This window comes from Herbidospora daliensis (assembly GCF_001570585.1).
Lineage (GTDB): Bacteria > Actinomycetota > Actinomycetes > Streptosporangiales > Streptosporangiaceae > Herbidospora > Herbidospora daliensis.
This window is the reverse complement of sequence record NZ_BBXF01000007.1, coordinates 224,266-238,146: the sequence shown is the minus strand read 5'-3', so window position 1 is coordinate 238,146 and position 13,881 is coordinate 224,266. Positions and strand designations below refer to the sequence as shown.

At 61.4% G+C, this 13,881-nt stretch carries 11 protein-coding genes and 2 pseudogenes; 7 read left to right on the top strand and 6 right to left on the bottom strand.

Features of this window, described 5'->3' with window-relative positions:
* Positions 1–645: 645 nt before the first annotated feature.
* Positions 646–1,125, bottom strand: a complete 480-nt coding sequence (locus AW274_RS31830; protein WP_198169509.1) for an RICIN domain-containing protein — start codon at positions 1,123–1,125, stop codon at positions 646–648.
* A gap of 841 nt (positions 1,126–1,966) precedes the next feature.
* Positions 1,967–2,572, bottom strand: coding sequence for a DUF6461 domain-containing protein (locus AW274_RS31825; protein ID WP_062440140.1), 606 nt, complete (start codon positions 2,570–2,572; stop codon positions 1,967–1,969).
* A 605-nt stretch (positions 2,573–3,177) separates the two neighbouring features.
* Between AW274_RS31825 and AW274_RS43060 the strand changes: the two genes are divergently transcribed.
* A complete protein-coding gene (locus AW274_RS43060) occupies positions 3,178–3,633 on the top strand; it encodes a GIY-YIG nuclease family protein (RefSeq protein WP_369408685.1) in 456 nt (151 codons plus the stop codon).
* A 225-nt stretch (positions 3,634–3,858) separates the two neighbouring features.
* On the opposite strand, the gene AW274_RS40735 is transcribed toward AW274_RS43060, so the two are convergent.
* Complete coding sequence (locus tag AW274_RS40735; protein WP_157520840.1) at positions 3,859–4,449, bottom strand: hypothetical protein; 591 nt, start codon at positions 4,447–4,449, stop codon at positions 3,859–3,861.
* A gap of 597 nt (positions 4,450–5,046) precedes the next feature.
* Positions 5,047–6,015, bottom strand: a complete 969-nt coding sequence (locus AW274_RS39690) for a DUF4365 domain-containing protein (protein ID WP_083975144.1) — start codon at positions 6,013–6,015, stop codon at positions 5,047–5,049.
* Between the two features lie 290 nt (positions 6,016–6,305).
* Between AW274_RS39690 and AW274_RS31820 the strand changes: the two genes are divergently transcribed.
* The 6 genes and pseudogenes from AW274_RS31820 to AW274_RS31800 all read left to right on the top strand — a co-directional run bounded on the left by AW274_RS31820 (position 6,306) and on the right by AW274_RS31800 (position 11,167).
* A complete protein-coding gene (locus AW274_RS31820) occupies positions 6,306–6,671 on the top strand; it encodes a hypothetical protein (RefSeq protein WP_062440138.1) in 366 nt (121 codons plus the stop codon).
* Between the two features lie 97 nt (positions 6,672–6,768).
* Positions 6,769–7,122: pseudogene (locus AW274_RS43205) on the top strand (FtsK/SpoIIIE domain-containing protein); the annotation flags it as partial.
* Between the two features lie 112 nt (positions 7,123–7,234).
* Positions 7,235–8,125 (top strand): FtsK/SpoIIIE domain-containing protein, encoded by an 891-nt coding sequence (locus AW274_RS31815; protein ID WP_232320561.1) that lies wholly within the window; start codon positions 7,235–7,237, stop codon positions 8,123–8,125.
* A 379-nt stretch (positions 8,126–8,504) separates the two neighbouring features.
* Positions 8,505–9,847: pseudogene (locus tag AW274_RS31810) on the top strand (replication initiator).
* A complete protein-coding gene (locus tag AW274_RS31805; RefSeq protein WP_062440136.1) occupies positions 9,837–10,034 on the top strand; it encodes a helix-turn-helix domain-containing protein in 198 nt (65 codons plus the stop codon). The pseudogene AW274_RS31810 and the gene AW274_RS31805 overlap by 11 nt, the downstream one beginning before the upstream one ends.
* Positions 10,034–11,167: a tyrosine-type recombinase/integrase gene (locus AW274_RS31800; RefSeq protein ID WP_062440133.1), complete on the top strand. Its 1,134-nt coding sequence runs from the start codon at positions 10,034–10,036 to the stop codon at positions 11,165–11,167. Before AW274_RS31805 ends, AW274_RS31800 begins: the two co-directional genes overlap by 1 nt.
* Positions 11,168–11,601: 434 nt before the next feature.
* Here AW274_RS31800 and AW274_RS40730 read toward each other — a convergent pair whose 3' ends face one another.
* Both AW274_RS40730 and AW274_RS40725 read right to left on the bottom strand, forming a co-directional pair.
* A complete protein-coding gene (locus AW274_RS40730) occupies positions 11,602–12,279 on the bottom strand; it encodes a hypothetical protein (RefSeq protein WP_157520839.1) in 678 nt (225 codons plus the stop codon).
* A gap of 224 nt (positions 12,280–12,503) precedes the next feature.
* Positions 12,504–13,436, bottom strand: coding sequence for a hypothetical protein (locus AW274_RS40725; RefSeq protein ID WP_157520838.1), 933 nt, complete (start codon positions 13,434–13,436; stop codon positions 12,504–12,506).
* Positions 13,437–13,881 lie beyond the last annotated feature (445 nt).

The window sequence follows — 13,881 nt, the reverse complement described above, 5'->3', positions numbered from 1 at the left end:
ATAGCGACGGAGTGATGTCCTACCTGGTTCGCGCAACAGGGCGACCTCCCTCAGGCCCGGAGGCCTCGAAGGTCGATCTCCGCATCAACGACAAGGGACTTGTAGTCCCTGCTCGCGAGGGGACTGTCTCCAGCGCACTTCATCCAGTCAAGGCCAACCAGCCAATCTGAGGTGGCCTGAAGTCTCGCGGAAGTCGCGTTGAGCGAGCAATCGTCAAAACATCGGCTCCCGAATTGGCTCCCGGGATCAGAGAGATGAGGACAGCAAGATCGTCATCGGCCTTACTCGGTCATCCGTCAGCCGCGCAGAAAGAGAGTCGAACGAAGCGAGCACGATCCGAGCGAAGCGAGTTCTTCCAGGGAGCGCGAGGGCGAAGCCCTTCGCAAGGAGCAAGAACGACTCGGAGCCGACAGCGATGTTGGGCCGCGTAAGCGGACCAGTGGGAGCGCGACGGGGCGACAGCCCTCTCGTATAGCGGGTCCGGGGGTCGCCCCCGGAGTAAACGAGGAACGGCTCGTGGCAGCCGCCCTGAAGGGGCGTCAACCACGGGCTCCGACGCGGTGGCCATCCTCGACGGGGTGACCGCGCCGAACGCCGTGAGCGAATGGCCGGTCCGGAATCCATCCGGGCCGGCCATTCTGCGCGTCAGGCGGAGATCTCGGTCCACACCGCGGCGGGGCTGGTGCACGGCGCCTGTTGGGTGATGCTGCCGGATGCAGGCCCGGAAATGAGGCAGTAGCCGGAGTTCAGGTTCTGAAATCTCCATTTCTTGCTGCTCACGTTGACGAGTTTCCAGTAACGCGAGGGGTCCTTGTCACAGTGATACTGGACGCCCTGCGCACCGGACGTCTTGCTGCCCCCGGCGATCGTCAGGCAGAGGTTGGTGTAGATGTTTGTGATGGTGGCCTTGTTGTGATTCGTATCGTTTTTCCAAATGTTCCATCCCGAGGTGCAGCTTCCCGTCTTGGCTTGGGCGTTGGCGCTGTTGCTCGTCATCGTCAGGCAGTAGCCCCAGTACCCCTGCCAGCGCTTCGTCGCGGCGGCGGATGCGGGCGGCGTCATCAAGGCCATGACCGCCATGACCGTTGCCGCCGCCGCGACCATTCTCTGCGTGTTTCTTCTCATCGGGTCGTCACCTTTCCGCGGCCCCGGCATTCGCCCGGGGCAGCTAACTCCCTCTGAGCCTAGAAGCGGCGAGTACATTTCCCGTATATTGGTAACAATGGCCGATGACCATACAAAACCAATTAAGTCAAGACCAGATGGTCAGGTATTCATGCCTTCGAGCAGGGCCGCCGGTAGCGGTGGCCGGTCTCGATCCGGATGCGAGATCGCCGCCGTGGACGGTCATGGCGTGGGCCATGCCACACATGAGCGGCACCAGGTCGGCGACGCCGAGGTCGCGCCTGATGGCTCTGGCGGCGTGGGCCCGCTCCAGGAGCGTGGTGCCGGTAAACACATGCGCTGTGGGGCCGTTGAGCTGGCCCTAAGGTGTCTCGCGGTTCGACGATGTTCCCGGGAGTTCGCCCCCGTTGTCACTCAATTGGTCACTCACCTTGAGCCACTTCTGCGCAACTGGAAATGCGGTCGTCGGTGGGCGGCCCGGCTGATGCGCCTGTTGGGGTTACAGAGCCGGCACCGGCGCCGCCGTCAGGTCACCACGATCCCGACCCGGACACCGGGAAACGGCCCGACCTGATCGGCCGTGGAATTCCAGCCCGGCCCTTCGGCGATCGGCACCCGCTGGTGCGGGGACATCACTTACATCGCCACCGATGAGGGCTAGCTGTATCTGGCCGCAGTCATCGACCTGGCCTCACGCCGGGTGATCGGCTGGGCCACTGCCGACCATCTACGCACCTACCTGGTGACCGACGCCTTGCAGCGGCCATGGTGGAACCGCCGTCCGGACGCCCGGTGATCTACCATTCGGATCGCGCTCCCCACCCACCGGTGTTGCGGGAGTTCAGGTCAGCCGGGGGAGGAACCATGGCAACGGCCGGGTGAAATGTTCGGCCGTGAGCCGCGCCCCCGTCAGCGCCTCCACCGTGGCGAACGCCATGTCGATGCAGTCCGGGGCGTCTTCGCCAGCGTGCTCAGCCTCCGACCGGGCCTGGAGCTCGTGCAGTACGGCGTCGAGCGCGTGCGGATCGGTGCCCACGCGTTCGTCCGGGTAAGGGCTCCAGACATCAACCTCGGTCACGAGGTGGCCGTCGGCGGCGTAGAACAGGCTGTTGGTGTTATTGACCAGGTACCAGAACCCCCACACCTCAGCGTTCTGGGAAAGGGCCGGCATCGCGGAGGCGGGGACGAAGACGTTAGCCAGGGCGACGATCACGTCAGTGCCCACCTGCTCGGCGACAGCACCTTCGCCGTTCTTCAGGAGCGGTTGGACCCTGGTGAGGCCGGGGTCGACGCCTAAGCGGCGGACCACGTCCTCAACGCTCAACGAAGTGTCCCGGCCACGCAGAACGATCCACCCCATGGAATTGCAGATGTACGAATTGACCTCCTTCAGTCGCTCGGAGAGCTCGGTGTAGTGGTCGATCATCTCGGGCGTCACCATGGTCATGGAATCCACCCTGGCAGGTGCCTGTATGCGCCGTATACCTGCCGGTCCCCTCGAAGGTTCAGGGTGCCCGCACCGGATTGAGCGCTGAAGACCGAGCGGCTGGGTCACGAGGACACGTTCCATGTCAGGCCGGATACGGGCAGCGCGCCCCCAGTCGAACTGACCGATGTCACTCAGTTAGTCACTCAGAAGATCAATACGGCAAACCGCACTCTTGGGATGCTGTTCGGAGTCTGGCTATACGAGCGAAGCGAGTTCCACCCGAGCGAAGCGAGGCCTGTCCAGGGAGCGCGAGGGGCGGAGCCCTTCGCCAGGGAGCAAAGCGACCCCGGAGCGACAGCGACGCCAGGGCCGCGTAAGCGGACCAGGGGGAGCGCGAGGGGGCGACAGCCCTCTCGTACCGGGGGTCCGGGGGTCGCCCCCCGGAGTAAACGAGGAATCCACTTGAGCACCTTGCACCGTCCGGCCTTCCAGGCCGTTGAACTGCGGTTATAGTCCGTCGATGATCTGCGGCGTCCATCCGTGTGCGTCCCCGTTGTCACTCAGTTTGTCACTCACCCCTCATGGCCTAGCCTCTCCATCGGCCCGGAACGCGAGGAGATGCGATGGACACCTCAGCCCTCATTGAGCCTGAGAAGTTGTGGCGAAGGGCCGAAGTGCTAACAAACCCCAGCCCAGTCCCTGCGGCCTCCGGCGTCTACGGGTGGCACTTTACCGAGTCGCCTGATCCCCAGTTGCCGACTGACACCCTGCTCTATGTCGGCATTGCTCCTCGTCGGATGACGACGCGCACAAGCAAGCGGAACCTACGCAAGAGGATCCAGTACCACTACAGGGGCAACGCTGAAAGCTCCACTCTGCGGCTCACACTGGGCTGCTTGCTCGGGCTCGAACTGCGTCGCGTGGGCAGCGGCCGGCGGCTGACCTTTGGCCCAGCCGGAGAAGAGCTACTGTCGACTTGGATGGGCGATCATGCCCATGTGTCATGGATTCAGCATCCAGAACCTTGGCTCGCCGAGTCCGCCGCTGATCGCTCGGATAGATCTTCCGCTCAACCTTGACCAGAACCGGAACAACAGCTTCCACCGTTACTTGAGCGACGTTCGAGCGCGCGCAAGGACTCTCGCCCGAAAGCTTCCAATCTTGTAGCCAAGCACGCGTTGCCACGGGACAGCGTCGCTCGCCCCGAATTTTATCGTGCGTTGAATCCAGCGATGCTCAGCAAGACTTCAATCACCCCTGTTTCCTTACAAGATACACCCTAAACATAAAACGGATTTGGCGAACTATTTCTTCTTAAACGAGAGCCAATCAAATGCGCCAAGCTCACGCCTAAAGAACTCGCCCGTGGAAATCTCGATACCTCCTCGAATATCACCATCGAATGCTTCGGAGAGTCGGCGATTGAAGTCCTGCTTGCGTGATTCATCCAGATTTTCCATTGATGATCGCGCAACCGCCATTTGGGCCGCCTCAATTATTCGAGTTGTGACAACGCGACTACCCGCATCCCGCGGCAGAATTATCTCAGGTAAAGGAACACCCGTAGGTGTCACACCTGTGGGCTCTTGGATTTTGAATCCAAACAACGACTCTCCGGACACCAGTTCAACCCTAATTTCGCCTGGATGGAAATCGAAGTCAACCGTTCCCGCCGATATATATGCCGAAACTACCCTCACGGGATGATCCCCGCGATTCCTAGCCTCAAGAGTAATCATGCGGAGCGTTCCACCATCACGTGAACCAACCCTAGTAGGAACTATGTCTAACTCCATTCTTTGTTTGCGAGAAATTCTAAGCAGCAAAAATGGAACAACCACTGCGATAGTTGCGACGACGGCAGCGTAGATGGCTATGATCTCACTTACATTCACTCGCAACTCCCAATTCTCAAACCAAAGCAGTTTACCTCAACAAGCATTCTGAACTCAATGCATTATTCCAATGCCTGCTTTTCAATCCATCAGGATGCCGTCCACTCATTCACGGAATCAACCACAGTTTTGATTTTGCTCCAGGACTGTAAGGCGGCACAAGCTCAGCATCCAACCTGATCACCTCGTACGCCGTTGTCCCACCCCGGAGGGGCAGCGGGCCGGTGGCGGAGGGGCAAGCTCGGCTTCGCGTGTACATGCTCCCGGTGACCTTCCTCGCCCAGTGGTTGCCCTACCTGCACAGCCGGGCTTGAGCCGGAGCCCCCGGTCTGCTGGGCTTACCTGGGACGACGGCCTGCGAGGTGATCCCCCCACCACCAACTACGAACCCGCCAGGTCTTACGAGCCCGATCACCTCGGGGCCGGAATCCCCTCGCCGGAGGCAAAAGCTTCTGATCTGTTGTGGCCGGCACCACCGTCATTTCGGCGCGGGGATCAACCCGCAGCCGCGCCGTCCCAAGATTGATTTGGCATCTGACCAGCGCTTACTGGCGCCAACTCAAAGCAGGAGATGAGCTGCCGGGAAACCAGCAGAACTCAATCACCCTCTTCCCTCACAAGAAGTTCAACTGCATCTTTCATTAGAAATTCGTTCACGACGAGGAAGGACTCACCAAGATCATTAAGCGTTAGCTCCAGTCGATAATGAGCAACCTCCCCGGCGGTATTGGAGTAAGGGCGAATCCCAGGCCCAAAATAGTCTTTGCGCCACTCGCGGAAATCTTCAAAAATATGGTACTTCCCATCTTCGCCATCCCAGATGCCGCACTCCAACTCGAACTGGGCATAGTCATGCTCATAGTAGTAGTCGGTGTCAATATTGAGTTCGGCCCAGGCAAAAAAATCGTGAGTTCGTTCTTCATGTAATCCAGCGATGAATGCCCAGCTACCGAGCTCTACGTCCTCACCATCCTTCCCTTCGGCAAAAATCGTGACAGTCCCACGCCCTGACGTCTTATTAACCCAGTCGTCATATTCAACGAAGAGTCGGGATCCCCTAGAGAGCATCTCGATCCAGGGATGAGCTAGCTGCAGGCTACGCAACCTAAGCACATATGGGTCCCCTTCGGCTAATTTCGACAGGGGTCTAGCTGACGAAACTGACAACTCTTGGAGCGAAGGTATGTGCAGCTTCCATCCATCCTTGCCACTTCGAGAGAGAGTGTGTTTTGAGACTGACTGCCAATAAGCCTTATTTGATTTTGGATCGAAAATCACGATGATTACAGGAAGCGCATGTGCGAGCCAGTATCGAACATGTTCACCCTTGGGGCGAAAGGTCCATCCACCATCACTCTTTTCTCGGAAATAACTATCTCCAGATTTTATCTGGACGGCAATAAGCTTGCCCTCAACTCTATCGTCATCGACAATCTCGACCTGGGCATCAATGCCATAGTCGCCGATAGTCTGTTCACGGAAAATCCACCCGAGATCTACGTCAAAAAAAGACTGACAGTAAGCCACACCCTGCCTTTCAATGCGATGTCCATCAGGCCTGCGCATCTAATCCTCTATTTCGCAAAGTCGACCAATGATTGATACCCGCAATTCTCATCTTACGCTTTTAGGTAGGAGCTGTCTTCCCACTACTTGAGGCAACGGCAACGCTAGCGTCTTCTAACTACGAGATCGAGGCATCTTCGCCACCGCCGTTCGTGGCCTTCGGTCGGTGCTAGTACCGTCTGCACAGGTTGGAAATCAGACCGAGACCTCGAAAAAAACCCGTAAAGAAGGTTGTAACCAGCTTGCGGCATCGGAGCTACTGAGCACGCCCCGCCAACAGGTCAGACCACATGGCCCGCCCCTCGTTCACGTTCACCCGGGGTGTCTCCTCGACCTTCCCGCGGCTGGTCCGGCGCAAGTACGCCTGTCCCCCGCTCTCGCAGAGCTCGAAGATCGTCGACCGCGCCACTGGCGAGATCAAGAGGGACGCCGAGGGCCGGGAGCTCTACACCGTCCCGCTGCTGCCCAAGCCGAACGACGACCGCCGCAACCCGGTGATCGTCGTGACCTTCCCGTCCGCGACCTTCCCGAGCCTGCCCGAGGGTGTGCAGGTCCGGCCGGTCGGCCTGGCCGCCTTCTTCTGGCAGATGAACGGCCGGTCGGGGCTCGGCTTTCGGGCCGAAACGATCGTCCCGGCCAACGGCAAGGCCGCCTGAACAACAGGCCACGTCAACACCCCGGGAGCGGGTCTAAGCCTGCCAGCTCCCCTGCTCCCGGGGCCTTCCCTTCGCTCACCGAAGAGAGGCACCAAGTATGACCGACCTGCTGGTTTCACTCGCCCCGATCGGGGGTGTCCTCGCGTTCCTCGCCGCGCTGCTGGTGACCTGGCGTCACCTGCACCCCGCCTCGTTCTGGCTCGGCGTCGGCTACCCCCTGCGGGCCGCGCGGGTCTACCTCACGTGGGGGAACGTCGCGGCCGGGTGCGGGCTCAGCACCAAACGGCGCCGCATCCGATGGACGCTCGACGGCGTCACCGCCCTCGACCTCCTCACGAAAGGGCGGGAGGACAAGCGCCGACTACGCCGTGTCCAGATCGACAAGGCACCCGGGCTCGGGCTGGTGCTGCCGCTTCGACACGGCTTCAAGCTGTGGGTACGCCTCCCGGACGGCCAGACGCCCGACCACTACACCGCCAAGCTCGACCACCTCGGCCACGCATGGCGTGCATTCCGTCCGGGTGCTGCGCTGGAAGCCTGGCAAGGTCCAGCTTCAGGCGACCGTGTACGACCCGCTTACCTCGGTCAGCGCCTCCGTCGTCGACCAGTTCCTCAAAGTCTGTGTCGGACGCCTGGAAACCAACGCGCCCTGGGTCATCGACTTCACCACCATGCCGCACTGGCTCATCACGGGGGCAACGCAGTCAGGCAAGTCGACGCTCATCAACCGGCTCATCTGCGGTCTGGCACCGCAACCTCTCGCCATCATCGGGTGCGACCTCAAGGGCGGGGTCGAGCTCACCCCGTACGAGGACCGTCTGACGGCGCTCGCCACCGACCGCGCGCAGATGACAGCGGTCCTGAACCGGCTCATCGACGAGATCAAGCGGCGCATGGCGACCTGCCGTGACAACCGGGTGCGCAACATCTGGCAGCTTCCCGAGAGCGCCCAACCCGTCCCGGTCATCATGTTCGTCGACGAGGTCGCCGAGCTGTTCCTGATGGCCGACAAGTCGGAGAAAGACGAGATCGCCGCGACGGCGACCAACCTCATCCGCATCGCCCAGCTCGGCCGCGCGTTCGGCGTCTACCTCGTCATCTGCGGCCAGCGCGTCGGCTCCGACCTCGGCCCCGGAGTCACCGCGCTCCGCGCCCAGCTCTCCGGCCGGGTCTGCCACCGCGTCAACGACCCCGAGACGGCGAACATGACGCTCGGCGACATGGACCCGGCCGCACTCAACGCCGCCCGGCTCATCCCCGCCGAGACGCCCGGCCTGGCCGTCGTCACCGGTGCGGACGGCCGTTGGTACAAGGCCCGATCCGAGTACGTCACCGAACAACAGGCGGAGCAAGCCGCGGTGACCTACGCCCATCTGCGCCCGACCTGGGCCGACATCACGACCGCCGACGTCGTCCCGATCGGCGACGACGAGTACGACGCCTACGCGGCCTGAAAGGGGACTCACATGCCTCGGAAGAAGAAGCCCGTCCCCTGCCTCACCTGCGGTGGCGAGGGCTAGATCGAAGACACCGTCATCGTCAGGCGTGGCCGGACCATCGCCGAGTTCGACACCTGGGCGTTCTGCCTCGACTGCAGTGGCACCGGCATCCTGTGATCCGCTCCCGCTGCTGCACCTGTGGTGGAACCGGTCTCGTCAACGACGACCAAGGCGAGGCCGTCACCTGCCTCGACTGCCTGGGCACCGGCATGGACAACCACGGCATCTGAACTCTCGGCGCGAGGCGGTCGACGCCTGCCAGCTCCCGCCTCGCGCCGCATCTCATAGCTCACCAGGAGAACCGTTGTCTTTCGCACGCCCTGAAGTCGCTCAGATGACGCCGACCGCGCTGAGCGACCTCATCGGCCCGGTCATCCGCGACTTGGCCCGCCGCTCCGGCCACGACCTGAACCGCTGGCTCGAACAGGTCGAGCGGCTGGGCGGCTGCCGGGAACCGATGCGGCTTACCGGCCACACCGAAACGCTCGACACTCAGACGGGCCAGATCGTCGCCACGTACAACACCAGTGCCGAACCGCACGGACACCTCTTGCTGAGGTGCGGCAACCGCCGCGCGTCCCGCTGCCCGGCGTGCGCCGAGGTCTACCGCCGCGACACCTTCCATCTCATCCGGGCCGGTCTCCTCGGCGGAGACAAGGGTGTCCCCGCGACGGTCAGCGCACACCCGCGTGTGCTGGCCACGCTCACCGCGCCGTCCTTCGGCCCGGTCCATCGAGGTCCCGGCAAGGACGGCAAGACCGTGGTCTGCCACCCTCGGCGAACCGGCCCGGCCTGCCGTCGGTGGCACAAGGCCGGCAACCCACTCGTCGGTCAGGCCATCGACTCGACCACCTACGACTACACCGGCCACGTCCTGTGGAACGCCCACGCCGGAGACCTCTGGCGGCGCTTCACCATCTATCTGCGTCGTCACCTGGCCAACGCCGCCGGTCTGTCCAGGACCGCCTTCGACGCCACCACTCGCGTCTCTTTCGCCAAAGTCGCCGAGTACCAGGCGCGCGGCCTGGTCCACTTCCACGCGGTCATCCGACTCGACGGCCGCTCATCAAACGGGCTCGTCACACCGCCGCCATGGGCCACGGCGGAACTGCTCAGGGAAGCGGTCCAGTCGGCCGCGCTCGCGGTCAGCCTCGACGTCCCCGGCCAGGACGAGCCGCTTCGCTGGGGCCGACAGATCGACGTCTCGGTCATCACCGCCGACACCTCCGGCTCCATCACCGAACGCGCGGTCGCGGATACGTCGCCAAGTACGCCACCAAGTCGGCCGAGACCTCCGGCACCCTCGACCGGCCAGTCAGGGCTCACGACATCGCCCGGCTCAAGGCCCAAGGTGTGCCCGACCACACCGCCCAACTGATCCGCACCGCCTGGCGGCTCGGCAACCACCTCGCCCATCCCGAGTACGCCCACCTCCGGCTCCGTGAGTGGGCTCACATGCTCGGCTTCCGGGGCCACTTCTCGACCAAGAGCCGCTGCTACTCGACCACGCTGACGCGCCTCCGGCAGGCGCGCGCCGACTTCCGAATCCGCATCACCCGCGACCCGGCGACGACGCTCGTCCTCGGCTCGTGGACCTACGCCGGTCAGGGCCTCACGGCTGGTGAAGCCGCCCTGGCCGCCGAGCTCAAGGGAACGGGGACCGCCCATGGCAAGTGAGCTGACGTCCTTCCGCCTCTACCGGGTCGCCACCGCGATGGAACTGCTCGGCCTGAGCCGCACGGTGATCTACGAACTCATCCGGTCCGGCCGTCTGCGGTCGGTCAAGGAGGGTCGGACCCGGCTGGTGCCCGCGAGCGCCATCGCCGACTACATCACTCTTCTGGAACGGGAGGCGGGAGCCTGATGACCAAGCGACGTAGCCCAGGAGACGGCGGTCTCCATTGGGACGAAGAGCGTCAGCGCTGGATCGCGTCCCTCACGGTGGGCTACACCCCGAAGGGCAAGCGCATCGTCAAGAAGGCCAGCGGCAAGACGAAGACCGAAGCGAAGGCACGCCTGAAGCAGATCATCCGCGACTGGGAGGAGGGCCTCCTCGTCTCCTCGGCCGGATACACCGTGGCGAACGCGGTGGAGAACTGGCTCCTGTTCGGCCTCAGCGGCCGGGACGCCGCCACCGTCGAGAAGTGCAAAATCCTTGGCCAGAAACACGTGATCGCATGCTTGGGCGCCCGCAAGCTGGCCGAGCTCTCCGCCGACGAAGTTGACACCTGGCTGGCCGACCGCTCGAAGGTCCTCAGCACCCGGTCTCTGCGTGAGGTCCGCTCGATCCTGCTCCGCGCGGTCAACCGCGCCCAGGCCCGCGACAAGGTGAAGCGCAACGTGGTTCTGTTGTGCGAGATCCCGAAAGGCCGGCCGGGCCGCCCGTCCAAGTCCCTGACCTTCAACCAGGCGGAAGCCGTCCTGGACGCGGCGGACGGGACGTTGCTCAACGCGTACATCGTCCTGTCGCTGCTGATCGGAGCTCGTACCGAAGAGCTCCGCGCCCTGACCTGGTCGCACGTCGACCTTGATGGCGAACCCGCGTCCATCATGGTCTGGCGGTCCGTCCGGGCCGGTGGCGACACCAAGACTCAGATGTCCCGGCGCACGCTCGCCATGCCGAAGCGCTGCGCCGAGGCCCTCAAGGCCCATAACGAACGCCAAGCCGTCGCCCGCAAGGCTGCCGGGAAGCGGTGGCAGGACAACGACCTCGTGTTCGCCTCCACTGTCGGCACTCAACTCGACTCACACAACGTCCGCCGCGCCTTCCGGAAGGTCCTCAAGAAGGCCGGTCTGAACGAGAAGGAGTGGACGCCGCGCGAGATGCGGCACAGCTTCGTCTCCCTGCTCTCGGACAGCGGCGTCCCCATCGAGAACATCTCGCGCCTAGTCGGCCACAGCAACAGCAAGGTCACCGAGCTCGTCTACAGGAAGCAGCTTCGCCCGATGCTCATAGAGGATGCTGAAGCCATGGACAGCATCTTCGCGTCGGAGTGACCTAGTTAGAGCTCGGAAGGTCGAAAAGACCAGTTCCGTCCAGCGGAACTGGTCACTAGCTAGTAGATAGCTGTAGGACTGCGACGTTGCGAGTGTCAGACAATCACGGCGACCTGGGAAGAGCAGCCCTGCTGAAGCAAGACATGGCCTGACCTGTCAGAACGATGACCGTGTGATACCTTGAGGTTGTCTGCCGGGTGGCAACACTCCGTGGACAGGCCTTCAGTGGTAGCTACTACTGAGAGCCAGTCTCAAAGAAACGTAGTGACGGTACGCAGAGCTCCATCGGGCTAAGACTACGCTATCGCGTTCGGCGTTACACGCTGAATGCCACAGACTTTGAAGTTTTAATGGGCGATCTGCATCGTACTGTCGCGCAAGTTCTTGAGATTAAGCCCCGATGAAATGCCCCGCCATGCGGGGCATTTTTTTTATCACTTTTTTCGACGCGCCTGGCTACGAGCCGCTTTTGGCGTCTTCGGCTTACTCGAGCCAGCGGAAGACGGGTATTTCTTAGTAGCATGACCGCCCCGCACCATAGCATCTGGGTGAATATTTGTGTAGCCACCTTTCGGCAGATGCCACACCTCCCAACCCGTTGCGATAGTGCTATTGCGCGCCGCCTGAACGTCCCAATGGAATCCAATCGGCAGAGTCGTCCCCGCAACTTGAATTAGATCACGCGAATGATCTGGCCCTCGCTGCCAAGTACGGCCGCATGCATCCGTGAGATGCTTGCTCGACTTTGTCTCTTTATGCAGCGCAATGAACTCCTGGCGCCCCGCTGCACTGTCTAATGAACATTCGCCCTGGGCATCAAATGCTGCAACAGGAAAACAGCGCGGGTCATTCGGGCCCTCACAGTGACGCTCATTCATCCAATCCAGGGCCTTCGCCCAGCCCTTTTCAACCTCTTCCAGCCTACTGATCAATACATAGAAGCACTTGTATCTAATGAATTTTTCCAAAGACATGCAGCCCTTGTTGCTGGGCAACTCCCTACCATCCAGGAGAATTTTTGCGCTGCCGAACGCAATCACTACCGTCCGAGCCCGATGAGCTCGACGATAAAGGCCAGAAATATCCTGCGCAGAGATAAGCGGGAAAACCATACCCCCAGCGCCCCTTCTTTCCTCAATCCGAACTTCTGATACCGAGATCTCCTTCTCATTACCAAACTGTGCGCGAAATTTCTTTATCGTCTCGAGCTGTGTCTTGCTGGGATTCGCTGGCAGTACGAGCCAAAGGCTGCGAGGCCACGTAAGGGAGCTAGGAGTATCACCTGGCCCCAGACCCTTCGGAACGCTTACTTCCGCCTCCGAGACTTCGGCCACCCCTACCGACTCTCCTGATCTGAAGCGCGAAGCATGACTGACGCCGGCAGCGTAACCTGGACGAGCTCTTCATAGGTCATTACCCGAATGGCGCGGATTATATAATCTCTCAACTGTCTCGTATGAACAACTTCTTGAATTGCTTCAGCAGGCGGGACAACTCGGCTATTTGGCGTCTGAATCAGGTCCTTGGGCGGCGACTCGCCCAGCCTGTCAAACCACTCAAACAATATGCCGCTTACTTTTTTCTTTATGAATCCCGACCAAAGCCCGCGGACACTATGAGGAAGGTCAGACTGGCGCCCTTTACCTGCCTTCCATACCCGTAGCTCTTCAGCAAACTTTTCCGCTACTGGTAGCGCGAGCGACTCGATAAACTCATTCCTCCACGACGCAACGGCGTCGCTGGAAACTGTTGGGGCGAGCGGAAGATTCGAGTCGTTCGATGTCCCCGGCCGAGCATGGCCGCTTTCAATATCCAGTACGTAAGTCTCTCCGCTCGCATAGTCCAGAACCGCACGCCACAAATCATCTCTAATTCGCGCCTTGCGCCAATCCTTCTCCGTTAGTGGAGCGAACGTTCCTGCGCTAACAAGGGGGGGTATCCCCTGATCGACCTTAATTTCTTTTGAGCTTACGGCGGCAGAGTTGATCCTCAGATTGAATGGCGGCTTGCTGCTAGTAACGCTAAGGAGATCCGGGACTTTATGCACAAGATGGATAAAGTTCGGAGATCCGTAACGACTCTCCGTGAACTGCCCTTGCGTAAGATTGAGCAACCGATTTTTCAGGACAGCCGAAGTCATTTCCTCCCAGGTCGACTTCCCACTGCTGAGCGCTTGCTCAAACGCCGCCTTTACGAGAGCTCGGAACTCGTCAAGATCCCCGCCTTCGCTATCCTCGGCAGGCAGCATGCGGTCACGATCGTCGGTCATTGTGGCATCGTAGTCCTGATTAGCCCCTCGTTAGCAGGCCTGCGAGCCAAAACATGTCCTCTGTTGACTGGAATGTCGCAGGCCATCGCTCCAGCGCAGAAGTGGTGCCTTCACGTTTATAGGCACCGACGCTAGATAGCCCCGTTTCTCCAGCTCAGCGGGTGTGCAGGCTTCAGCTGCCATGCTTTGCGGACATGCTCCGACCTTGCTGGTAGGGACTACCCATGCGGACTCAGTTCCTTCCGAGAATGCAAGACATGGGGCTCTGCAGCCATACGGCCAGGCGGCTATGCCAGCGACCACAGTCAAGACGGTGAACCACAACTCGGTTGCAACGCTCAGAGCTTCGGCACCAGAGGAGTGATGGGTCCTGGCTACAGCGTTCGCCACGGTGAGACTGCGGCTTGAACCTCAGCAGCATGCTTAACACCTGATCTGCGCAGTG